The sequence below is a fragment of the Maricaulis maris genome, assembly GCF_049116555.1.
GTDB lineage: Bacteria > Pseudomonadota > Alphaproteobacteria > Caulobacterales > Maricaulaceae > Maricaulis > Maricaulis maris_C.
Genome location: NZ_JAGDYT010000006.1, coordinates 284,556 through 306,881, shown reverse-complemented (window position 1 = coordinate 306,881; position 22,326 = coordinate 284,556). Strand labels below are relative to the sequence as shown.

Below are 22,326 nucleotides of genomic sequence, written 5' to 3'. Positions count from 1 at the left end.
CGTTGAAGTTCTGAGGAAAGGGCCCGGCGGTTTCGCCGGGCCTTTTTCGTATCAGTCTCCGGTTTGAAGAAGCGCGATCAGCGCCGTGATCTGGTGCTCGCGGGAACCGTTCAGTGGAATGTCCGGCACGATGGCGGCGCTGGACGTGTCGCCGGAGGCGCGGGTGAAGACATAGATCGGGGCGGCCACTTCCAGGTCGGTGTTGGCGAGGCGGTGCAGCTGGACCTGGCCGGTCGAATTGGCCCGGCCCTCGGTGCCCGGACCGGCGACCGGCGCGATGTCGAAATCCTGTACCGTGGCGGCCAGAACGATGGCCTGGGAATAGGTGCCGGCTCCGACGAGGAAGGCGAAGCGCCCGTCGAAGCGATTCGCCAGTTCGGCCGGCGGTTCGACCCATTGGGCGAAAGGCATCGAGATCACCTGGCCCAGCGCCGATCCCGGAATGCGCGCCTGGTTCTCCGGCGTGATGCGCGCAGTGACGGCAGAGAGCGGCGTGTGACGCTGATCGGTGAGATAGGCCAGCAAATGGTCCGACAGCATGTGGGCGCCGCCACCATTTTGACTGATATCGATGACCAGGACGTCGCTGCCGCGCGCGGCGATGTCGGCGAAGCTGGCGTCGATGAAGGCGTTGAACTCGTTCTGCAGGTTCGGTGCGAAGGTGTTGAGGGTGAGAATGGCAGCCTCGTCCTGGACGTCCAGTGACCAGTGCTCCGCGTCGCGGCCGGCCTGTTCGCGTTCCGGGTCGAGCGTGAGGGTGCGAATTGCGCCCTGGTCATCACGCAAGGTGACCTGCCAATCCATGGCTCCGCCTGTCAGCGCCCAGAGATAGCGGGCAAAGCGTGTCTCCACGACATGGCGGCGCAATCCGGGCGTATCCCCATTGGTTCGCGCCAGGGCCGCCTCGATCAGCGGGCCGACCGCCTGATCATTGATGGCGGTGATGATCTCGCCAGCGCGCGCGCGGCTGCTTTCGGCGACCGTTTCGGCGACGCGCAGTTGGTGGCCTTCGAGGCGGACCGGAAGGGTGAAGGCCGCGCCGCCATCGGCAAGCCAGGCCTCATAGTCCTCGACCGGCAGGCGCACGGTGACATGCCCGTCGGCGAAATACGGGTTGAGCAGGGCAAGGGAGAGCCAGGCTTCACGGCGCGTATAGTCCTCGTTGAGCCCGTCACGGAGCCCGTCACGGAGCGCGCCGAAGCGCGCCCGGACCCTTTCCACATCCATGCTGAACTCGGGTTGCGGATGGGTGGCGAACAGCCAGTCCTCCCACTCCGTCACATCAGCTGCGACGGCATCGGCATCAAAACGCGCCGGCTGTGCCTCCGCGCAGGCCGGCAGGAGAAAAAGGGTGAGCGCGGCGATGCAGGCATGGACTTTTGGCATGAACAGGCTCATTTCTTCATATGCGTTACCAGTAACGTTACTAGTAACGCATATGAAGTGAGGAGGCAATCATGGTCGACGCGTCTCAGGCAGAGCTGGACGGGCTCATACACGGCGAGATGGCACCGGGCTTCCTCGGCCTTCTGCTGGGGCGGCTGGTTGATCGGCTGGTTGAGGATGGCGGTGGTCCGGCCGAAGCGGCGGGCATTCGTGCGCCGGTCCGGACCTTTTCGATGATGCTGCTGCTGGACCGCGCCGATCAGAGCGTGACGGAGCTGGCGCGCCGGCTTGGGGTGACCCATGCCGCCGTCATCAAGACCTCGCGGGCGCTGGGCGAGCTGGGCTTTCTAGCGCGCGGTGACGATACCGCCGATGCCCGTCGCAAGCCGCTTCGGTTGACGCCGGCCGGGCGGGCGGAGGCGGCGCGAATCGCGGACTATATGGCGCGTGCGGGCCAGGTCTATGCGGGCTTGTTCGAGGAGATCGGAGGCGATTTGTTTGCCGTCGCCCAGGCCTTCGACGTCGCCTTGGACCGGGATGGGTTCGCGTCCCGAATGAAGGCGTTGTCACCGCATGTGGCCGAGTAAGGAACAGGCGCCGCGACCGAGCCGCGGCGCCTGTCTGTTCTGCGTGACCCTGCCGACTATTCGACGTTGAGCAAACGAAAGACCACGCGCCCCTCGAACGAGTAGCTGCGCTCGGTCTGCAGGTCGTGGCCGTGATACATCGTGGCGGTGCCATAGCCGGTATAAACTTGGCTGGTGGTGATCCCCATCTCGATGCTCTCATGGGTCAGGCCCACGAGTTCCGGATCCACGGAAACCGCGACCATTGCCTCTTCCGCGCGCGGCGTCAGCTGCAAGGAGTAGCCATCGCCGAGGGTCACGAAGCGATCACGCTCGAAATGGCGGACAACCTGCCCGTCGGCATCCAGGGTGCGAACGTCGGTTGCCAGCGTGCGCAGACGGTCGAGCGGCGCGATCACGGTCAGCAGGAGCTGGGTCTCGCTCTGCGGCAACCGGGCAATGACATAGGGCGTATTGATCCCAGTCTCGGGATTGGCCCAGCACGCGGTTTCAGCCGTGATGTCTGACACCATGACCGAGGCCCGGTTGGAGTCCGGTACTTCCAGCGGCAGGGGCGCCTCGATGCCCATACGCTCATCGCACGGGCCAGCCGGCGGCGTCATCACCGCCACCGGTGGTGGTGGCGGCGTGGCGCAGGCCGAGGCGAAACTCGCCAGGGCCAGGACGGCGAGCCCCGGTTTCACGATGGCGCGGCTCATGGTGCGAGCAACCGGGCGACGGTCACCGCGGTCTCCGAGATGGCAGCGCGCACGGCGACCACGAGGCGATCCGGATCTTCCAGCAACTCCTCGCGATTATTGTAGACATGGCGCGGGTCCGGCGACAGCACGATCTGGCCCTGCGGCTGACCGATCGAGGCATAGATCACGGCGTTGCGCATCAAGACGGCGTCAGTGTCCGGATTGAACAATTGCGCCTCGACAGAGGCGTGCGGGCGGAACGGGGTGCCGGCGCCGGCAGAGACGAAGCCGTAGGATCGCAGCACGGTGTCCAGATAGGCCTGAACCTCGTCGCCATCATCAGGATAGGTTTCCATCAGATCGGACCGATTGCGACCATCGACTTGGGCGATCTCGACGGCATAGCCGAGCGCTTCCAGCTCTTCGGTCAGGCGTGTGCGAAAGAAGGCCTGGGCGTCGAAGCCGGCATTCTCGAGCACCTCTTCAACGCGGGCGCGGCGACTGCTCTGCACGCCGGCATCGACGATCGCGCCGACAAGCCCGAAATTGCCGCCGGCGGAGGCAAATTCATAGGCCATCACGTCTGCGCTGCCGACGTCTTCGATCAGCGTGATGGTGGCAACCGGATTCTGGTCCGCCTCGTACGGAATCGCGACGTACGGCGTGGCGCACGCCGATGTGGCAAGCAGTGCAAGCACCGCAAGAAACTTACGCATTGAACATCCCCAATATTTGAACGCGCATTTCTGTTGGCACAACCGTAGCGCGCGGTCAATCCGAATATGCGTTACAAATCAGTGAATTGAATTCACGCGCGAGGATGGTCCGCCACGCTTAGAAGCGCATTGCCGAGAAGGGTTCGGCCGGAACGGGCGGTGTTTCGCCGTCCAGCAGGGCGGCCAGAAGGCCCGCCGAACCCATGGCCTGGGTCCATCCGAGATGGCCGTGGCCGGTATTGATCCACAAGCCGTCCGCCCGGGTTTCGCCGATAAAGGGGCGTCCATCTGCCGACATCGGCCGGAATCCGCACCAGGGTTTCTGCTCGCCGGTGAGGAGACGCGAGGCCAGGTCCGGATAGAGGCGGGTCAGCAATTGCCGGAGATTGTCGACCCGCTCGCCGCGCAGGGTCCGGTCTTCGCCCGCAAACTCGGCCGTTCCGGCGATGCGCAGCGTGTCGCCCAGCGGGCTGACGATTGCGTGCAGCGCCTCGTCGACCACGGGCAGGGACGGGCGCTGATCGAGCGCGGACATGTCGAGGCTGAGCGAATACCCCTTAACCGGTCGCACCGGGACATGCAGTCCGAGCGGGGTGAGCAGGCGATGCGAGGCATGACCGGTGGCGAGGACGATCTGGTCGGCCTCGATCTCCTCGGTTTCGGTACGCACGCCGGTGATGCGGCCGGCCCGGTCGATCAGGCTGGAGACCGGGGAGTCATACTCGAAGCGCACGCCGGCGGTGCGCGCCACTTCTGCCAGTCCCACCGTGAAGCGATGGGCGTCGCCGCTCTCATCATCGGGGTAATAGATTGCGCCGGCGAGGTCCTCGGCGACGTCCGCCAGCAGCGGTTCGCGCGCAATCGTGGCGGCGCGGTCAAGAATCTCGAAGCGCAGGCCGGCATCGGCGAGCGCCTGGCTCGCCTGGCGTGCCGGTTCCAGGGCCTGGGCATCCCGGCAGACCTTCATTGTCCCGCGGGCGAGATTGGCGAAGTCCAGCTGGTGCGTGTCGCGCGCCGCCCGGGTGCAGTCCAGCGAATAGCGCGACAGGGCAAAATTGGCGAGCGAGGCCGATTCATACCGCTTGCGCGTTGAATTAGCGAGGAATTTGAGCCCCCACGGGACCAGGCCGGGCAGGGATGCCAGGCGCAGTTTCATGGCTGAATGCGGATCGGGCAGGGAGGCGAGTAACTGCCAATGCACGCCGGGTGCATTCCAGGGTTCCGGTTCGGACGGTGTCAGCGCGCCGGCATTGGCGAAGCTGGTTTCCCGTGCCGGGCCCGCATGTGCGTCGAGGACGAGAACATCATGTCCGCGCTCGCGCAGGGCGTAGGCGGTGCAGACACCGGCCAGACCGGCTCCGATAATGATCACTTCCTGCTTGGCCACGAAATACTCCCGAGTCGACCGCCCTGAGCGGCTCGGTTTGAACTTCGTGGGGATACAGATAAAAGCAAGGCATATTCTGCAGGTCTTGCCCGGGATTCCATGGACGCTCTCGTCACTCAGCTCAAAGCGCTTGCCGAACCGACGCGGCTGCGCATCGTCACCCTGCTGTCGCGGGGTGAGCTGACCGTGTCCGAACTGGTGTCGATTCTCGGCCAGAGCCAGCCGCGCGTTTCACGCCATCTCAAACTTCTCACCGACGCCGGACTGGCCGAGCGTCTGCCCGAAGGCGCCTATGTATTCTACCGCCTCACCGATGCCGGCGGCGGCCGCAAGCTGGCCCAGATGGCCAATGAGCTGGTGCCCGAAGACGACGCGGTCCTGACCCGTGACGTGTCGCGCCTGGAGGCGATCAAGAAGGCGCGTGCCCAGGCCGCCCAGGCCTATTTCGAGAGCGTGGCGGAGGACTGGGATACGATCCGCTCCCTCCATCTCGCCGATCACAAGGTCGAAGCCGCCATGCGCGAGCTGGCCGGGCCGGGCCCCTTTGGCCTGATGATCGATGTCGGTGTCGGCACGGGCCGCGTGCTCGAACTGTTTTCGGACCGGGTCGAGCGCGGCATCGGTGTCGATATCAATCACTCCATGCTCAATGTTGCCCGCCTCAATCTCGAGGGCGCCGGCCTGAGACATTGCTCGGTTCGTCATGCCGATGTCGGGGCTCTGCCCTTCGATTCGGCGGTCGCCGACCTCGTGACCGTGCATCAGGTCCTGCATTATCTGGAGGATCCGGCGCTGGCCGTGGATGAATGCGCCCGCGTGCTCAAGCCGGGGGGTAATCTCCTGATTGTCGATTTTGCTCCGCATCAGCTGGAGAATCTGCGCGAGGACCATTTCCATCGCCGCCTCGGTTTTGCCGATGAGGAGATGTCCGACCTGATCGGACATGCCGGTCTGGAACTGGCGCATCAAAGCGCGCTGCACCCGGAAGAACCGACCGGCCAGCTGACCATGAAAATCTGGGTCGCCCGTCGCAAGGCCGCCACTCCCTCCTGACGCGAATGCGCTTCCCGCTATCTCCGTGGCGGTGTAGCGTCTGCGGTGTCTTGCAGGGGGGCAGACATGAAAACCACATTGAATATCATCAGTCTTGTTGTGCTTGGCGGGCTCGGGGCGAGCCTGTATTTCGGCGTCGGCGATGACATTGCGGGCAGTCCGGCACCGGCCGGCGCGGATGCCGCTCTCGCGCCGGATCCCGCTCCGGTTGTCGATAGTGTGCCCGCTGATCCGCTGGGCAACTCACCGAGCACCGGACCCGTTGAAGATGCGGGCGACGACGCCAGCGAGGGCGATGCCGTCTACGAACCCGTGCCCGGCGATATCGTTTACACGGTCGCCGGCACGCAGTCGGGCTATTTCATCGCCAATGAGGCAATCCGCTTCGGTGACATGGTGCTGGAAAATGTCGAGCTGTGGCCGGCCATGCCGGAATGCGACGAGCCGGCCTATGTGCGCCTCGCCATGGAAGACACCAGCGACCAGCTCGGTGAGAATGAGTACGGCCCGTATTTCCGCCTCTACGCCATGACCATCGACAGCGCCGCCATTACCGATGAGGGCGTCGTGATCACCGCCTCGGACCCGGATGTCGGGACCTTGGTCATCGAGGCCGACTACGCCCCGGGCGCATTGGCCGAGTGGCAGGCAGGCGCCGACTCGATCGCCGAATTGCTGGTCGGTACTGCGACGCTGAATGGCGATACGCAGCCGGCGAGTTTCGCCTTCTGGATCGGGGATTGAGGGGCGTGGCGCCCCAAGGCTTCGGCGATATCAGGACACGGTGTGGCTGGGCTCCCCCGGATGACCGCGCTGCGGTCACCACGGGATGACCGAGGCCGCCGACTGGCGGAAGGGGAAGGGCATAAGCCTCATCCCTTCCTGCTTGCCTTTTTCCGCGCGCCGGTGCTTGCATATCCGCGACTGACTGACGGGTGTGCCAGAGCCATGGTTCGCAAGACAAAATCAAAATCCGGCGCGGCATCACGCGCCCCGGCAATCGTCGTCGGTTGGCGCGAATGGGTGGAGCTGCCAGAGCTGGGCGGTGCCCGGGTGAAAGCCAAGATCGATACCGGCGCGCGGACCTCGGCCATCCATGCCTGGGACATCCAGCCCTTCGAGCGCGAGGGCGAGGCCTGGGTGCGGTTCGAGCTTCACCCCAACCAGGACGACAACAAGACCCGCATCGCCTGTGAGGCCAGGGTCATTGACAGCCGCACTATCAAAAGCTCGAACGGTCAGCAGCAGAAGCGCTATGTGATCCGCACGCCGCTGCGCATCGGCGATCATGTCTGGCCTGTCGAGTTGACGTTGACCCGGCGAGATGAAATGGGCTTCCGAATGCTGGTCGGACGGACGGCCTTGAAGCCGCGCGCCCTGGTCAATCCGTCAAAATCCTATCTGTGCCCGACATCGGCTTAGGCCGCGCCGGTATTCGTGCTACCCAAGACCGACACACCGCCACCCCGGAGATTGTCCTGATGAATTTGCTCATGCTGGCCCGTAATCCCAACCTCTATTCCCACAAGAGGCTGGTTGCGGCGGCCGAGGCGCGCGGTCACGAGATCGATATCTACGACACGCTGCGCATGTATATGAATATCACCTCGCACCGTCCTGAAGTGCGTTATCAGGGCCGCGTCCTGTCCGGCTATGACGCCATCATCCCGCGCATCGGTGCCTCCATAACCGGCTATGGCATGGCGGTGGTGCGCCAGTTCGAGATGATGGGGGTGTGGTCCGCCAATGAATCGGTCGCCATCGGCCGCTCGCGCGACAAGTTGCGCTCGCTGCAACTCCTTGCGCGTGCCGGGCTTGGACTGCCGGTCTCGGCTTTTGCCCATGACACCTCCATGACCGATGACGTGCTGGACATTGTCGGCGGTGAGCCGGTGGTGATCAAACTGCTCGAAGGCACGCAGGGGGTGGGCGTCGTGCTGGCGGAAACGCGGCGCTCGGCCAAATCCGTGATCGAGGCCTTCCGGGGGGCGAAAGTTGATATTCTCGTCCAGGAATTCATCAAGGAGGCGGGCGGTGCCGACATCCGGACCATCGTCGTGGGCGACAAGGTCGTCGCGGCCATGAAACGCCAGGGCGCCGAGGGCGATTTCCGCTCCAACCTGCATCGCGGCGGCTCCGCCTCGAAAATCAAATTGACGCCGGAAGAGCGGTCCACGGCGGTCCGTGCGGCCAAGGTGATGGGGTTGAATGTGGCCGGGGTCGACATGCTGCGCGGCAATCACGGGCCGCTCATCATGGAGGTGAATTCCTCTCCCGGTCTGGAAGGCATTGAGGGCGCCACCGGCGTCGATGTGGCCGACAAGATCATCGACTTCATCGAGAAGAAAGCCGTGGCCGGCAAGACAAAGACCCGCGGAAAAGGATGACGCGCGCGCCCTTCGAGATCGCCGGTGAGAGCGTCGCGCCGGGAACGACCAGGATTGTCCAGATTCCGGTGTCGGTGCTCTCCGACCATACCCCGATGTCACTCTCGGTGCAGGTCCTGCACGGCAAGCGTCCCGGGCCGGTCATCTTTGTCTCGGCTGCCATTCATGGCGACGAGATCATTGGCGTGGAGATAATCCGCCGCCTGATCCGGACACCGCAAATGCGCTCGATCGCGGGTACGCTGATCTGTGTCCCGGTGGTCAATACCTACGGCTTCATCACCCATTCGCGCTATCTGCCCGACCGGCGCGATCTCAATCGCTCCTTCCCGGGTGCACCGACCGGCTCGCTGGCCGCGCGACTGGCGGATATCTTCATGACCGAAGTGGTCGAGCGCTGTGAGGCCGGCATCGATCTCCACTCGGCTGCCGTCAACCGCACCAATCTCCCGCAAATTCGCGTTGATACCAAAGTGCCCAAAGCGCTGGAGCTGGCCCAGGAATTTGCCGCTCCCGTCATCGTCCACTCGTCCTTGCGCGACGGCTCGCTGCGTGAAGCGGCACAAAAGCGCGACATCCCGGTAATCGTCTATGAAAGTGGCGAGGCCTTGCGCTTTGACGAGACCGCGCTGCGCATGGGCGTGAAAGGCATTCTGCGTGTGCTGGGCAAACTCGGCATGCTGCGCTCGGACAAGCGCATCAAGGCGACCCTGCGCTCGGAGCTCGGTAACAAGTCCAGCTGGGCGCGCGCCTCGATGGGCGGCGTTTTGCGCATGCACCGCGATTGTGGCGAGCATGTCGAGCAAGGCACGCTGATCGCCACATTGGGTGATCCGCTCGGGACCACCGAAGTCGAGATCACCGCGCCCTGTGATGGCCTGATCATCGGCCGCACCGTTCTGCCCATCGTCAATGAGGGCGACGCCGTCGTGCACATTGCCGAGATCATCAAGCGTCGCAATGAAGAACCGATGGTCCAACTCGGTGAGGCGCTGAGCAATGACCCCCTGTTTGACGAGGACGAGATCATCTAGCCGACGAGTTGGTCCAGAATGGCCCGGCTGTCCTCGTCGGCGGGAAGGAAGATCTCGAGGCGCAGATCGCGCAGGGTCAGGTCCTGGGCCGAGGACAGCTCGGCCACCAGGGTGAACAGGGTCAGCTCACCCAGTGGTGTGGCATAGCGCAGGGTCAGGATGGGCTGATCCGGGTCCACGTCGGCGGGGTTTGCCGCGAAGGGTTCAAGGCGTGCCGCGAGGGCGTCGAGACCGGTATCACCGCCGGCCTGGCGGCTTTCTGCCCTTAGCCGGGTTGCCATCACCGCCGCCACTTCCGGCCAGTTCAGTATCGGCGCGCGCAGGTCCGGCTGGTTGACCAGCCGGTCGATCAGGCAATTGTCGGTCTGCCAGTCAGCGCCGAGGAGCAGGGCACCGGTCAGGTTGGCATCCAGGACAGTCCACCTTGAATCGAGAATCAGGGCCGGGGCCGGCGTGTGGGCATGCATCATCCGGGTCAGCGCCTGCCGGATCGGTTCAAGCTGGCCGGCTTCCAGCGGGGTGCGCGCATAGACCGGCATGAAGCCGGCAGCGGCCAGCAATGTGTTGCGCGCCTCGAAGGGGATATCCAGGCATTCCGCCAGGGTCTGGACCATGGCGCGGCTGGGTCTGGCCCGTCCGCCCTCCAGAAAGCTGATATGGCGCGCCGACACATTGGCTTCCAGCGACAGGGCCAGCTGGCTGTACCGGCGGCGCTGACGCCAGTCGCGCAGACAAGGACCAAATTGCGGGCGGGAGGGAGCGGAAGGTGTCATTGCGCGAAATTCGCACAATCCCGGCGGAGGAGCCATGACCTCCCAGGTAATTGCCAAGCTTACCTGCCAGGCGGCAAATCCGGCAGGAAACCTGTTGAGGAGATTGCCATGTTTCGTTTCAAACTGCTCGCCTGGGTCCTGATCGCCTTCGGCCTCGTCGTCGCGCTGGCCTCATCGCCGATGCTGGATGCACCGCTGGAGTTGATGGCCGATCTGGTCTTCTGGCCAGTGGATGGCGGTCCACATGTGACCACGCCGGCCGAACGCCTGCTCGCCGGGATTAGCGGCGGGCTGATGCTGGGGTGGGGCGTCACCGTGATGGTCCTGGCAGGTGGTGGCGCCATGCCGACGGCAATGCTGCGCGGGGGTGTGGCATGGTTCGTCGTGGATTCAATCGGATCAGCTGTCGCCGGGGCGCCCCTGAATATCGCGCTGAATACCGGCTTCCTCGCGCTCTTTCTCTATGCCGGCTGGCCGCGAAGGGCAGCCTGAAAAGAAAACGCGCGCGGCAGGGGGCCGGCGCGCGTTGTGCCTGTCAGGGCAGGCAGGGGCGATCAGGTCGGCGCGGGCAGGCCTGAGGGCCCGCCCGGTCCGCAGGGAGAGCGATCAACCGTTCGGGATGATGACCCGGTCCACGATGTGGATCACGCCGTTGGACGTTGCGATGTCGGCCTGGACGACCTGGGCATTGCCAACGCGGACGCCGTCGGTGGCATCGATGACGACCGTCGACCCCTCAACGGTCTCGACTGTCAGGATCTGGCCGGTCAACTGGTCTGACGTGATGGCGCCGGAAATGACGTGATAGGTGAGCAGATCTGTCAGCTCATGGCGGTTTTCCGGCAGCAGAAGCCGATCGACTTCACCGTGCGGCAGCGCGGCAAAAGCGGAGTCGACCGGGGCGAAGACCGTGAAGGGACCATCGCTTTTCAGCGTGTCCACGAGGCCAGCGGCCTGGACGGCGGCGACCAGCGTGGTGAACTGGCCAGCAGCGACGGCGGTATCGACAATGTCGGCCTGGGTCATGGCATGGCCGCCGCCATGATGGTCCATCTTTGTCTTGACGACGGAATGCGGGTCCGACGCGAGGGCCGGGGCGGAAATCAGGGCGGTCGACAGGGCGACCAGAGAGACGAGACGCATGTGTGCGCTCCCTTGTTGGCTGGATGGGGTCCGGCGGTGGCCGCCGCCGGTTCACTGGAGGGTCGTCTCATGCATGTGACAGCCAGAGGTACGGCCTGCGCCCGGATTCGGATCAAACCTGTCCGAAGCTTAATCTGGGCGGTCTTGCGAACCCGCCCCGAAATGGCGGCGCCGTCCTACACGCCCCCCACTCCATTCATGACATCGGGCAATTCGCGCCGCAGAAAGGCGGCCAGCGCGTCAACCTGAGGCGGGTTGCCCCGTCGCTCGTGCATCAGAAGGCTGATCTCCGGACGCCCGGCGGTCCAGTCAGGCAGGAGGCGGCTCAGACGTCCGTCCGCGACATCCTCGCTGCAGACATAAGCCGGCAGGGCCACGACGCCGAGCCCGGCGGCGGCGGCCTGTTTCAAGGTGACCATGTCGTCACAGCGCAGGCGGGTCGCGAACGGGACGGATGCCGTTCTCTCGCCGGGCCCCTGCAGGGACCAAGAGGAGCCGCCGGGGCGCCAGCCCAGGACAAGCCCGGCCTGGCCATCAAGATCGGTTGGCGATGCGGCGATACCGATGTCCCGCTCGAGGCTCCGGGCGCCGAACAAGTGCCAGGGCGCCACCGCGATCCGCCGCTGGATCAGCCCGGAATCGGGGAGCAGCCTGGCATGTCCGCGAATGGCGAGGTCGATGCCGTCACTGATCAGGTCGGCATAATCGTTGGAGGCCTGCAGCCGCAGGCTGACCCGGGGGTTTTCGGCCAGGAAGCGCGGCAGGATCCGGCTGAGCGCGAACTGCGCAACCCCGACCGAGCAGGACAGGGTCACGCTCCCCTCCAGCGCGTCCTTGTCCCGAAGGACCGCCGCTTCCGCAGCCACCATGCATTCCAGCGCCATCTTGGCATGACGGTAGTAGGCCTCGCCCGCTTCCGTCAGCGACATGTGCCTTGAATCCCGGTTCAGGAGCCGTGTTCCCAATGTCTCTTCCAGGTTTTTCACCTGGCGGCTGATCCGCGACTTGGGAATGCCGAGAGTCCGAGCCGCTGCCGAGAAGCCCTGCTTCTCAACGACATGAACCAGGTAATAGGCTTGATTGAGATCCATGCTTCGGCCACTCCATTGTGCATATCGTTCCAAATATAGAACGATGAGTTCCGATATGAACGTATTTTCTGCATTCTGTTCCGCACATAGGTTCGTGCTCAGCACAGGAGGCGATAATGACCGCTCAAGAGATATCTCGAACCCATGAACCCCGCGCCGCGACGATTGCAGTCCAGCCCGGCGAGCCCCTAACGCAGGGCTCGGGCTTTGAAGCGCTGAGCTTTGTCCACCGCCAGCTTGACGGGCTGATGGACCCGCTGATCATGGTCGACCATTTCACCATGACCCGGCCGACCTTCGGACCCCATGCCCATGCCGGGATTTCGGCGGTGAGCGTGCTCTTCGAGGACAGCACTGGCAGCTTCCGCAACCGGGACTCGCTGGGCAATGACATCGAGCTGGCGCCGGGGGACCTCTACTGGCTGAAGGCCGCCCGCGGTGCCGTGCATGACGAGGCGCCTACTCCCGGTTCCCGAACCCACGCCCTGCAGGTCTTCGTCAATCTGCCGGCCGACCGGAAACTGGATGCGCCCGACTCCCTCCATGTCGACGCGACGCAGATGCCGGTGATCGAGGGGGACGGTCATCGGGTGCGGGTGATGACAGGCAAGAGCAATGGCGTCGTCGGCGCCGCTCCGCCCGCCTTGCCGCTCACCATTCTCGACATTGCCTTGCAAGCGGGCGGTCGGTTCAACCATCAAGCCGATCCGGGAGATGCCAGCTGGTTGCTCGCGATCCGCGGTGATGTCGAGGTTGATCTCGACGGATCCCGCTACCGGCTGGGCCCTGATGCGGCACTGGCCGCCCATGGCGTCGAGAACATCCGCCTGGCGAGCGGTGATGGCGCTCAGGTCGCGCTCCTGAGCGGCAAGCCCTTGCGCGAATCCTTCGTGCAACAGGGTCCGTTCGCAATGCGTGACGCCCACCAATTGGAGGCCGTCATCACCGCCCATGCGGCCGGCGAACTGGGCTCGCTCGACTGAGCCCAGCCCCACCCAAACAGGACATGTCGGGAGGTGTCGCTCGGTGATGGAGCCATCCATCTGCGCCCTCTTACTCAGATCGGAGACTTTACCATGAAAATCCTCACTTTCGGCGCAAGCACCAGCAAGCGCTCCATCAACAAGACCCTGGCGCAGTTCACTGCCACGCTGGTTCCGGGGGCCGAGGTCGAGGCCCTGGACCTGAATGACTTCGAGTTGCCAATCTTCAGCGAGGATCTCGAAAAGGAGATCGGCCACCCGCAGGCTGCAAGGGCCTTCTTCGAGGCTATCGGCAAGGCTGACGGCGTGATCGTCTCCTTCGCGGAACACAATGGGTCCTATACGGCCGCCTACAAGAACCTCTTCGACTGGGCGAGCCGTATCGATCAGAAAGTCTTCCAAGACAAGCCGGCCATTTTCCTCTCGACATCGCCGGGTCCCGGAGGGGCTGCGAGCGTTCTGGCTGCGGCGAAGGGCTCGGCAGGCTTCTTTGGCGTGGATCTGAAGGCGGCCGTTTCCGTGGCCCGTTTTTATGAGGTTTTCGATGCCGATACCGGGCGCATAGCCGAGCCAGGCGTGTTGGCAGAGCTGACCAGCGCAGCCATGGCTTTGGTCCAGCGAGAGGTGGCCTGACATGATGTACCGCAAGCACCTTCAGCGGCTCTCGGGCTCGCTGGTCATGTCATCCTTCATGTCCGTGGCTCTGACCGGCGTCTTCAGTTTTCTGGAACTCGGATTTTCATGGATGTGGCTGCAAGTCTGGGGGCAGGGCGTTCTCATCGCCTTCCCCACGGCGTTCACGCTGGACATGGTTTTCGGCAGCCGGCTCCGACTCTTGTCCGGCAAACTGGCTGACAGGGCCGCCAGCGCCTGGTCCTGACAATGCGAGCGCGTGAAACCACCTCACCCTGCGCCACCACCGCCCGGCGTCTTGATCTCCACGGCATCTCCCGCCTCGACATCGATGCGGAACAGGCCGGGCAGGTCCTCGGTGTCTCCGCTGGCGCGGATCACCCGTTGCGCACCACTTTGGGCCTCGCTCCCGCCGTCCAGTCCGAAGGGGCGCTCGATGCGGCGCGACGAGAGCAGGGCGACTTCCATGGGTTCCAGGAAGGTCAGCCGGCGTACCGAGCCATCGCCGCCACGCGCCACACCGTCCCCACCCGATCCAGGGCGGATGCGGTGATGCTCGACGCGGACCGGGAAGCGGCGCTCGAGCACTTCCGGGTCGGTCATGCGTGAATTGGTCATGTGGGTGTGAATGGCATCCGTACCGGCAAAGGGCTTGCCCTCGGCGTCGAGACCGGCGCCCGAACCACCGCAGATCGTCTCGTAATACTGGTGGCGGTCATTGCCGAAGGTCAGATTGTTCATGGTGCCCTGGCTGGCCGCGAGTCGCCCGGTCGCCCCGAACAGGGCGTCGACCACGAGCTGGCTGGTCTCGACATTGCCGGCGACCACGGCGGCCGGTGGTTTCGGATTGAGCAGGCAGGCCTCGGGCAGGATCAGCTCGATCGGCTTGAGACAGCCCTCATTGAGCGGGATGGCATCGCCGACCAGGCATCGGAAGACATAGAGAACCGCGGCGCGGGCAACCGAGGCCGGGGCATTGAAATTGCTGGGGCGCTGGGGTGAGGTCCCTGTAAAGTCGACGACCGCCGAGCGGGCCTCGCGGTCGACACGGATCGCGACCTTGATCTGGGCACCATCATCCAGCTTCACCGTGTGCGACCCGTCCGACAGGGCGTCGATCACCCGGCGCACGGCGCGTTCGGCATTGTCCTGGACATGGCCCATATAGGCTTTCACCACGGCCAGGCCGTTATCGCTGACCAGGCGGTGCAGCTCCTCGGCGCCCTTGGCGCAGGCGGCCAGCTGGGCCTTCATGTCGGCGATATTCTGCGACGGGCGGCGAGCCGGATGCGGGCCGGAGGCGAGCACGCCCTTGACCACATCATCCAGGAAGCGGCCTTTCTCCATCACCTTCACATTGCGAAATTGCACGCCTTCTTCCTCGATCGAGGTCGAGAAGGGGGGCATCGAGCCCGGTGCGATGCCGCCGACATCGGCATGATGACCGCGCGCCGCGACATAGAAGATGCGCTCGCCGGTCTCGGGATCATGAACCGGGGTGACCAGGGTGATGTCGGGCAGATGGGTGCCGCCGTCATAGGGAGCATTGACCGCGACCGCGTCCCCGGGCCCGAGATCGGGATGCGCGTCGGCGGCGGCGCGGACCGAGGCTGACATGGACCCCAGATGGACCGGCATGTGCGGGGCGTTGGCAACGAGGCCGCCCTCGGCGTCAAAGACGGCGCAGGAGAAGTCGAGCCGCTCCTTGATATTGACCGAGAGGGCGGTGCGCTCGAGCGCCACGCCCATCTGTTCGGCGACCGACATGAAGCGCTTGTTGAACAATTCCAGCCGGATCGGATCAAGCCCGGTATCGCCGCCGGCCTGATTGGCTGCCGCGTCGCGTTCCAGGGCCAGCGTGCCGTCGGCGAGCCGGTTGGCCCGCCAGCCGGCATCGACAACGATGGTCGCATTGGGATCCATCACCAGGGCGGGGCCGGTCGCTTCACTGCCCGGACTGAACTGGTCAAGCGTGAAGACGGGGATGTCCTGCCACTGACCGCCATCAAAGAGGCGGACTTGCCCGGTCGGGTGCGGCGCCGCGCCGGCGGCGGCCGGCATGTCGATCGACCAGTCGGTTGAACCGGGTGGCGAGCACTGGGCTTCGGCGCTGACCGATTCGATGATGAGCGTGCCGTCCGGCACGAACCCGAACAGGCGCTGATGGGCGGCGCGGAACGCGGCTTCCATGGCGGTGGACGTGTCGGCGCTGACCGGAATGGCGGTGTCGGAGCCGGCGACTTTCAGGCGCCATTCCCGGCTCACTGACATCGCCGCCAGAGGCAGGTCCCGGGCGGCAAGGGCATTGCGGGCTTCGTCCGAGAGGCGTTCTGCCAGGAGGCAGGCGCTGTCATAGCCGTCCGCAAAATCCTGTTCCACGGCCGCAAGGCGCGTCGCGCGAATATCGGCCAGCCCGATCCCCAGGGCGGACAGCAGGCCGCCATAGGGATGGATGAGCACGGTCGTCATGCCCAGGGCATCCGCGACGCGGCAGGCATGCTGCGCTCCGGCGCCGCCAAAGGCCGAGAGCGCGTAGCTGGACGGGTTTACTCCCTGGCCGATGGAGATTTGCTTGATCGCCTGGGCCATGCTTTCCACGGCGACGGCAAGAAAACCCTCTGCCGCGGCCTCGGCTGTGTCCAGGCCCATGGACTCGGCCAGTTCGCCCAGCGCCGTCCGCGACGCTTCCACATCGAGTGGCTGGTCGGAGGTTTCGCCGAAGACATGCGGGAACCAGTCCGGCTGGATGCGCCCGAGCACGATATTGGCGTCGGTCACGGCGGCCGGTCCGCTGCGGCCATAGCCGGCCGGTCCGGGTATCGCGCCGGCACTGTCCGGGCCGACCCGGGCCCGCTCGCCGTCAAAGGTCAGCACGGAGCCACCGCCGGCGGCGACCGTGTGCACGGCCATCATCGGTGCCCGCAGGCGGTGTCCGGCAACCAGCGTGTCCTGGACCCGATCATACTGGTCGCCATCAAAGCGCGAGACATCGGTCGATGTGCCGCCCATGTCGAAACCGATGACCTTGCCGTAACCGGCCTGACGGGCCGTCTTGGCCATGCCGACAACACCGCCAGCCGGACCGGACAAAACCGCGTCGCGGGCGTGGAAGGCGCCGGCTGGTGCGAGACCGCCGGAGGATTGCATGAAGTAGAGGGGCGTGCCGGCCAGCCCGCGGTCGACCCGCTCGACATAGTCACGAAGAACCGGCGTGAGATAGGCATCAAGAACGGTGGTCGAGGCGCGCGGTCCGATTTTCACCAGCGGCGAGGCAATGGAGGAGCGGATGACCGTCTGGAAACCCGTCTCGCGGGCGAGCACTTCCAGGCGCGCCTCATGGGCATTATTGCCATAGGCATGCATCAGCGCGATGGCGACGGTTTCCAGCCCGTCCGTCTTTGCCGCTTCGAGCGCGCGCCGGGCTGCGTCCTCGTCCAGGGCAGCGCAGACTTTGCTGTCAGCGTCGAGGCGTTCATCGATCTCGACCACCCGGTCATAGAGCGGGTCAGGGCGTTTGAGGTCGAGCGCGAAAATATCCGGTCGGGTCTGGTCGCCAATGACCAGCAAGTCGGCAAAGCCGCGCGTGACCAGGAAGAGCGTGGGCGCGCCCTTGCGCTCCAGCAGCGCATTGGTGGCAACGGTCGTGCCCATTTTCACCGCACTCACAGCGGCACCAGCGGACAGACGGCGGACACCCTCCGTGGCCGCATCGGGATAGTCCGGGCTTTCCGACAGGAGTTTGAGGGCGTGCAGGCGTCCATCCGGCGAGCGGCCGATCACGTCGGTGAAGGTGCCGCCCCGGTCGATCCAGAATTCCCACGCCTTGCGTCCGCGCTCGCTCATCTCAGTGGCCTCTTGCCTGCTTGTCGCGGAGGTTAAGCATGGCATGGCAGGGTGCAACCGGCTTAAGCTGGTAAAGAACTGCTCAAGGCCGGCCCCGCCCACTCGCGCGACAGGTGTGCGCTTCCTACATGGGCGACCGGAGGGTGATGCGTATGGGATTCTGGCGAAATCTGGCTGACCGGATCAGCGGTCGTGATTGCTTCCTGGAATGCGAGGGGTGTGATGACCGGGCCGCTGCGCACCAGGTCAATGACGCCGATTTTGCCATGGCGCTGATCGGGCTGGGTGCCAAGATGGCCAAGGCGGACGGTCTGGTCTCCCGCAGCGAAATCCGCGCCTTCTATGAAGTCTTCAGGCCGCCGCCTGAGGGCCGGGATGCGCTGGACCGGGCGTTTGAATTGGCCATGCAGACCACGCTCGGCTTTGACGGTTATGCCCGGCGGCTGGCGCGGCGCTTTCGCTGTTACCCAGCCATTCTGGAGGATGTGCTGGATGGGTTGTTTCATGTCGCCAAGGCCGACGGCTCCATCACGCCAGACGAGTTGGACTATCTCCAGCGCGTCGCCGATATCTTCGGTTTTTCGGAAAGCGAATTCCGCCGCATCCTCGCTGGCCATGTCGAGCCCGACGACAAGGACCCGTATGTCATCCTGGGCATAGAGGCGGGAATCTCCGACCTGGATTTGCGCAAGGCGTATCGCCGCATTGCCTCACAGAATCACCCTGACCGCCTGATCGCGCGCGGGGCGCCGCTTGAAATCCAGCGCCTGGCCGATGAGAAAATGGCAGCGATCAACGCAGCTTACGGGGAAATTCTGGCGCAACGTGGATTGGTCGCACCCCTCGCCAATTGACCTTTGGCCCATTGATGCCAACATGTAGGCAAGCGGGGGCGAAAACGGAATGGGGTTCATGACGGACGCTCGACAGACATTCTCATCAGCTTTCTCCGGACGAGCCAGCCGGGTGGTGCGCGATATCCTCGCCGCCGTCATCGCGCTCGGGATTGTCGGACTGGTGATTTTCCTCGCTGCCATGCTCACCGCAGCTTTCCTTGTCGTGGCCGGTATTGCCGTTCTTGCGGCGGGCGGTTTCTGGGTTTGGCGCAAGCTGCGCGGCGGCCGGGCTTCGACCCGGGCCGACAAGGGTCAATCCGCTGGTCCGGAAATCCTCGTCGCAACGCGCGGGCCTGAAGGCTGGACGGTGGACGGCGTGGGTCCGTCCTCCTCGCGCTGATCTCTCCGCAGTCTCGCACAAGATTGTGATTGGGCGGACCGGCGGCTGCGTCTAGGCTGACCGGATGCTCAATCCACTGGCTGACTGGCTTTCATGATCCGTGCCTCACTGTTTCTCATCGGCATCACCCTGCCGATGATGCTCGTCGGCTGCGTGTCGATGGTCCTGCCGCGCGTGTCGACGGAGAATTCCGGACCGCCTGCGGTCCCCGCTATCGCGACGGACGGCCTGACCCGCGCGAGCTGGGAAGGGGGGCGGGCCGATTTGCTTGCCCGTTTTGAGGCCGAGATTTATGGCGCCTGGCCCGGCGACGCGCCGGCCCGCGTCACCGCGCGGCGCATCATCGACCCGTCTGCCTTTGAGGGTCGCGGGCGACTGGAAGAATGGGATGTCGATCTCGGCCCGATGGATACCCATCTGGTTGTGTTGATGCCGGCTGGTGCGACGGAACCCCTGCCGGTAATCGTGATGCAGACCTTCTGCGGCACACGGACCGCCTTTGGCGGTGCGTTTGACCTGTCCCCGCCGGTCAATCCATCGGCGCGCGAATGCGGCACATCCGGTGGCTGGCAAAGCGCGCTGATGACGTCAATCTTCGGTCGCCATATCGCCGAACCCCCGATGGAGCAGATCCTCGATCGCGGCTATGCGCTCGCCTTTCTGCATCCCGGCGATATCGTGCCGGACAATCCGACCGGCGCCCCGCCGGCCCTCGATCTGTTGATGGACGGCCGGGAGAGCGGCGCCATCATCGCCTGGGCCTGGGGCTATGCCCGTGTCATCGACGCGCTGGAGAGTGATCCCCGGTTTGATGATCAGCGGATGGCGGTCTGGGGACATTCCCGCAATGCCAAATCCGCCCTCGTGGCCGCGGCCTTTGATCCACGCATCGATCTGGTCTTGTCCCACCAGGCCGGTACGGGGGGCACCACGCTGACCCGCAGTGATGTGGGCGAGAGTGTCGCACAGATCACCGAGACCTATCCCTACTGGTTCAACGGGACCTATGCCGGCTATGGCGACACTGAAGCAGCCATCCCGATCGACCAGCATCAGCTGATCGCCCTGATGGCCCCGCGTCCCTTGCTGATCGGTGGGGGCTGGCGCGATGCCTGGTCCGATCCGCAGGGCAGTTATCGCGCCGGTGTCGGCGCCAATCCCGTCTACGCGCTGTACGGTTCTGACGGTTTGCGTCAGGAGCGGTTGGATGCTTTCGATCCGACCGCAGATATTGCGGTTTTCATGCGCCGTGGCCTGCATGGTGTGCAGCCGTCGGACTGGGATGCGTTCCTGGCTTTCCTCGACGCGCATTTCAGCCATTCGCAATAAGGTCTTGCCGCATCCGTCCGGCGCGTTCCAGACTGCGGTATGCGTCTCAAGGATTTTCTTCTTCTCGTCGCGGTCTGCGTGGTCTGGGGCTTCAACTTCGTGGTTGCGAAGTTCGCGGTTACCGGTGCGCCCGGCTGGATACCCGGCTTTGACGGCGTACCACCGATCTTCTTCGCCTTCCTGCGCTTCGCCCTCCTTTATGCCTTCCTCGCGCCGTGGCTGAGGCCGCGTCCCACCGACATCAAGACGATGATAGGCGTGGCGCTGTGCATGGGGGCGCTGCAATACGCTTTGATGTTCCTTGGCATGCGCTGGGCGACCCCGTCGGGGATGGCCATTGCGGTCCAGATGGGCGTGCCGTTCGCCACCATATTGTCCGTCATCTTCCTCAAGGAATCGGTCGGTCTGCCACGGATAGCCGGCATGACACTGGCCCTCGCCGGGGTCTTGCTGGTGATCTTCAATCCCGGTGAGACCGATATGTCGATCGGCATGCTGCTGGGCGTTGGCGCCGCCTTCGTGGCGTCGGTGGGCATGATCCTGGTCAAACGCCTGCCCATGGACTCGATCCGCATGCAGGCCTGGATCGGGCTGATTTCCTGGCCGCCCCTCCTGCTGTTGTCGCTGACCTTCGAGAGCAATCAGATGGCGGGCGTGGTCTCGGGTGGCTGGGCTTTCGGTCTCGCCCTCCTCATCACCGTCGTGCTGGTGAATATTTTCGGACACGGCGTGTTCTACAATCTGCTCAAGCGCTATGATGCGACCCTCATCGCGCCCATTACGTTGCTGGCGCCGCTGGTCGGTGTCGTCTCGGGCATTCTCCTGACCGGCGATCCGATGGGCTGGCGCCTCTTCGTCGGGGGCGGGCTGACCCTGGTTGGCGTCGGCATCATCGCCCTGCGGCAGAACCGTAAACTGCCGGCTGCCGCCCTGGCGCGGGAGAAGACATTGTGATCCTGGATGTGACTGCGCAGACAGGCCTCGACGTGATCGCGGCCCCGTCGCCGAATTTCAATGACCGCAAGACGCCGGTCAGCCTTATCCTCCTTCACTATACCGGCATGGAGAGTGGCGCGGCGGCGATCGACCGCCTGCGCGATCGCGAAGCCCAGGTCAGTGCGCACTATGTTGTCCGGGAGGATGGCCGGATCCTTCAGCTCGTCGGTGAAGACAAGCGGGCCTGGCATGCCGGCGTGGGCAGCTGGCGAGGCGAAACCGATGTGAACTCGGCCTCGATCGGCATCGAGATCGTCAATGGCGGGCATGATTTCGCGCTACCGGCCTATCCGGCCGTCCAGATCGATCGACTGATCGCGCTCGTGGCCGATGTGATGACGCGGCACGGTCTGGGCGCCGAGTGTGTGATCGGCCATTCCGACGTGGCACCTGGCCGCAAGCAGGACCCGGGCGAGCATTTCCCCTGGGGGCGACTTGCCGCCGCGGGCTGTGCACGGGCAACCCCGCCGGCAGGTGAGCCGGTGGCGGATGTCGGATCCGGTCTCGAGGCGATCGGCTATGCGCTTGATCCCGGCCTCGACGCCGTGATCGAAGCCTTCCAGCGACGCTGGCGACCGGCGTGTGTCGACGGGATTGCCGACCGGGAGACGGGGTCGCTCATCGCCGCGCTGGCCGATCGCACTTGACGCCTGGTCCGGTCTGACCGATCTAGGCGGCGATCAGGCGGCTGGGCGGTCGCGGCAACTGGGCCGGAAACGGTGTTGTCGAGGAAAGTCCGGGCTCCACGGAGGCAAGGTGCCGGATAGCGTCCGGCGGGGGTGACCCCAGGGAAAGCGCAGCAGAGAACAGACCGCCGGGCCTTCGGGCCAGGCAAGGGTGAAACGGTGCGGTAAGAGCGCACCGCCTCGACCGCAAGGAAGAGGGCTAGGCAAGCCCCACCTGGAGCAAGACCGAATAGGGACAGACCGCAGCTTTCGGGTTGCACGTGCGCCTCCGCATGCTGTCCGGGTAGGTCGCAACAGGTCGTGTGCAAACACGATCGCAGATGAATGACCGTCGCCCCGGCTCGTCCGGGGGACAGGACCCGGCTTACAGGCCGCCTGATCAT

Annotated in this window: 23 protein-coding genes and 1 other RNA gene; 16 read left to right on the top strand and 8 right to left on the bottom strand. The window is 64.8% G+C overall.

Features of this window, described 5'->3' with window-relative positions; genetic code table 11:
• Window positions 1–51: 51 nt before the first annotated feature.
• On the bottom strand, window positions 52–1,386 hold the full coding sequence (locus JXQ94_RS09080) for a S41 family peptidase (RefSeq protein WP_421923451.1): 1,335 nt from the start codon (window positions 1,384–1,386) through the stop codon (window positions 52–54).
• A 71-nt stretch (window positions 1,387–1,457) separates the two neighbouring features.
• Between JXQ94_RS09080 and JXQ94_RS09075 the strand changes: the two genes are divergently transcribed.
• Window positions 1,458–1,973, top strand: a complete 516-nt coding sequence (locus JXQ94_RS09075) for a MarR family transcriptional regulator (protein ID WP_421923450.1) — start codon at window positions 1,458–1,460, stop codon at window positions 1,971–1,973.
• A 56-nt stretch (window positions 1,974–2,029) separates the two neighbouring features.
• Here the strand turns inward: JXQ94_RS09075 and JXQ94_RS09070 are convergent, their stop codons facing one another.
• The 3 genes from JXQ94_RS09070 to JXQ94_RS09060 all read right to left on the bottom strand — a co-directional run bounded on the left by JXQ94_RS09070 (window position 2,030) and on the right by JXQ94_RS09060 (window position 4,756).
• Window positions 2,030–2,671 (bottom strand): hypothetical protein, encoded by a 642-nt coding sequence (locus tag JXQ94_RS09070; protein WP_421923449.1) that lies wholly within the window; start codon window positions 2,669–2,671, stop codon window positions 2,030–2,032.
• On the bottom strand, window positions 2,668–3,369 hold the full coding sequence (locus JXQ94_RS09065; RefSeq protein WP_421923448.1) for a hypothetical protein: 702 nt from the start codon (window positions 3,367–3,369) through the stop codon (window positions 2,668–2,670). Before JXQ94_RS09065 ends, JXQ94_RS09070 begins: the two co-directional genes overlap by 4 nt.
• Before the next feature lie 118 nt (window positions 3,370–3,487).
• On the bottom strand, window positions 3,488–4,756 hold the full coding sequence (locus tag JXQ94_RS09060; protein ID WP_421923447.1) for a D-amino acid dehydrogenase: 1,269 nt from the start codon (window positions 4,754–4,756) through the stop codon (window positions 3,488–3,490).
• A 99-nt stretch (window positions 4,757–4,855) separates the two neighbouring features.
• Between JXQ94_RS09060 and JXQ94_RS09055 the strand changes: the two genes are divergently transcribed.
• From JXQ94_RS09055 to JXQ94_RS09035, 5 genes are all read left to right on the top strand, one after another.
• Window positions 4,856–5,809 carry an ArsR/SmtB family transcription factor gene (locus JXQ94_RS09055; protein WP_421923446.1) on the top strand — a complete coding sequence of 318 codons (954 nt, stop codon included), beginning with the start codon at window positions 4,856–4,858 and terminating at the stop codon, window positions 5,807–5,809.
• A gap of 66 nt (window positions 5,810–5,875) precedes the next feature.
• Window positions 5,876–6,553 carry a hypothetical protein gene (locus JXQ94_RS09050; RefSeq protein ID WP_421923445.1) on the top strand — a complete coding sequence of 226 codons (678 nt, stop codon included), beginning with the start codon at window positions 5,876–5,878 and terminating at the stop codon, window positions 6,551–6,553.
• Window positions 6,554–6,757: 204 nt separating this feature from the next.
• Window positions 6,758–7,231 carry an ATP-dependent zinc protease gene (locus JXQ94_RS09045; protein ID WP_421923444.1) on the top strand — a complete coding sequence of 158 codons (474 nt, stop codon included), beginning with the start codon at window positions 6,758–6,760 and terminating at the stop codon, window positions 7,229–7,231.
• 59 nt (window positions 7,232–7,290) lie between these two features.
• Complete coding sequence (gene rimK / locus JXQ94_RS09040; RefSeq protein ID WP_421923443.1) at window positions 7,291–8,196, top strand: 30S ribosomal protein S6--L-glutamate ligase; 906 nt, start codon at window positions 7,291–7,293, stop codon at window positions 8,194–8,196.
• The gene (locus JXQ94_RS09035; protein WP_421923442.1) at window positions 8,193–9,230 is read left to right on the top strand and encodes a succinylglutamate desuccinylase/aspartoacylase family protein; all 1,038 of its coding nucleotides are present in this window, start codon (window positions 8,193–8,195) and stop codon (window positions 9,228–9,230) included. Before rimK ends, JXQ94_RS09035 begins: the two co-directional genes overlap by 4 nt.
• On the opposite strand, the gene JXQ94_RS09030 is transcribed toward JXQ94_RS09035, so the two are convergent.
• Window positions 9,227–10,003, bottom strand: a complete 777-nt coding sequence (locus JXQ94_RS09030) for a helix-turn-helix domain-containing protein (protein WP_421923441.1) — start codon at window positions 10,001–10,003, stop codon at window positions 9,227–9,229. The genes JXQ94_RS09035 and JXQ94_RS09030 overlap by 4 nt on opposite strands.
• A 108-nt stretch (window positions 10,004–10,111) precedes the next feature.
• Here JXQ94_RS09030 and JXQ94_RS09025 point away from each other — a divergent pair, with 108 nt between their 5' ends.
• Entirely contained in the window at window positions 10,112–10,495 is a 384-nt protein-coding gene (locus JXQ94_RS09025; protein WP_421923440.1) for an excinuclease ABC subunit A, read from the top strand.
• 114 nt (window positions 10,496–10,609) lie between these two features.
• Here the strand turns inward: JXQ94_RS09025 and JXQ94_RS09020 are convergent, their stop codons facing one another.
• Window positions 10,610–11,146 carry a fasciclin domain-containing protein gene (locus JXQ94_RS09020; protein ID WP_421923439.1) on the bottom strand — a complete coding sequence of 179 codons (537 nt, stop codon included), beginning with the start codon at window positions 11,144–11,146 and terminating at the stop codon, window positions 10,610–10,612.
• A gap of 176 nt (window positions 11,147–11,322) precedes the next feature.
• The gene (locus JXQ94_RS09015) at window positions 11,323–12,237 is read right to left on the bottom strand and encodes a LysR substrate-binding domain-containing protein (RefSeq protein ID WP_421923438.1); all 915 of its coding nucleotides are present in this window, start codon (window positions 12,235–12,237) and stop codon (window positions 11,323–11,325) included.
• Window positions 12,238–12,353: 116 nt separating this feature from the next.
• Here JXQ94_RS09015 and JXQ94_RS09010 point away from each other — a divergent pair, with 116 nt between their 5' ends.
• The 3 genes from JXQ94_RS09010 (at window position 12,354) to JXQ94_RS09000 (ending at window position 14,100) form a co-directional block, all read left to right on the top strand.
• A complete protein-coding gene (locus JXQ94_RS09010) occupies window positions 12,354–13,220 on the top strand; it encodes a pirin family protein (protein WP_421923437.1) in 867 nt (288 codons plus the stop codon).
• A gap of 93 nt (window positions 13,221–13,313) precedes the next feature.
• Window positions 13,314–13,853, top strand: a complete 540-nt coding sequence (locus tag JXQ94_RS09005) for an NADPH-dependent FMN reductase (protein ID WP_421923436.1) — start codon at window positions 13,314–13,316, stop codon at window positions 13,851–13,853.
• Window position 13,854: 1 nt separating this feature from the next.
• Window positions 13,855–14,100 (top strand): DUF2798 domain-containing protein, encoded by a 246-nt coding sequence (locus tag JXQ94_RS09000; protein ID WP_421923435.1) that lies wholly within the window; start codon window positions 13,855–13,857, stop codon window positions 14,098–14,100.
• A 23-nt stretch (window positions 14,101–14,123) separates the two neighbouring features.
• Here JXQ94_RS09000 and JXQ94_RS08995 read toward each other — a convergent pair whose 3' ends face one another.
• Complete coding sequence (locus JXQ94_RS08995; RefSeq protein ID WP_421923434.1) at window positions 14,124–17,696, bottom strand: hydantoinase B/oxoprolinase family protein; 3,573 nt, start codon at window positions 17,694–17,696, stop codon at window positions 14,124–14,126.
• A gap of 152 nt (window positions 17,697–17,848) precedes the next feature.
• Here JXQ94_RS08995 and JXQ94_RS08990 point away from each other — a divergent pair, with 152 nt between their 5' ends.
• From JXQ94_RS08990 to rnpB, 6 genes are all read left to right on the top strand, one after another.
• Window positions 17,849–18,550, top strand: a complete 702-nt coding sequence (locus tag JXQ94_RS08990) for a TerB family tellurite resistance protein (protein WP_421923433.1) — start codon at window positions 17,849–17,851, stop codon at window positions 18,548–18,550.
• A 58-nt stretch (window positions 18,551–18,608) separates the two neighbouring features.
• Window positions 18,609–18,932 (top strand): hypothetical protein, encoded by a 324-nt coding sequence (locus tag JXQ94_RS08985; protein WP_421923432.1) that lies wholly within the window; start codon window positions 18,609–18,611, stop codon window positions 18,930–18,932.
• Window positions 18,933–19,025: 93 nt separating this feature from the next.
• Window positions 19,026–20,261: a hypothetical protein gene (locus JXQ94_RS08980; RefSeq protein WP_421923431.1), complete on the top strand. Its 1,236-nt coding sequence runs from the start codon at window positions 19,026–19,028 to the stop codon at window positions 20,259–20,261.
• A 39-nt stretch (window positions 20,262–20,300) separates the two neighbouring features.
• A complete protein-coding gene (locus JXQ94_RS08975) occupies window positions 20,301–21,215 on the top strand; it encodes a DMT family transporter (protein ID WP_421923430.1) in 915 nt (304 codons plus the stop codon).
• Entirely contained in the window at window positions 21,212–21,904 is a 693-nt protein-coding gene (locus JXQ94_RS08970; protein WP_421923429.1) for an N-acetylmuramoyl-L-alanine amidase, read from the top strand. Before JXQ94_RS08975 ends, JXQ94_RS08970 begins: the two co-directional genes overlap by 4 nt.
• A 33-nt stretch (window positions 21,905–21,937) precedes the next feature.
• Window positions 21,938–22,326: RNase P RNA component class A (gene rnpB, locus JXQ94_RS08965), an RNA gene on the top strand.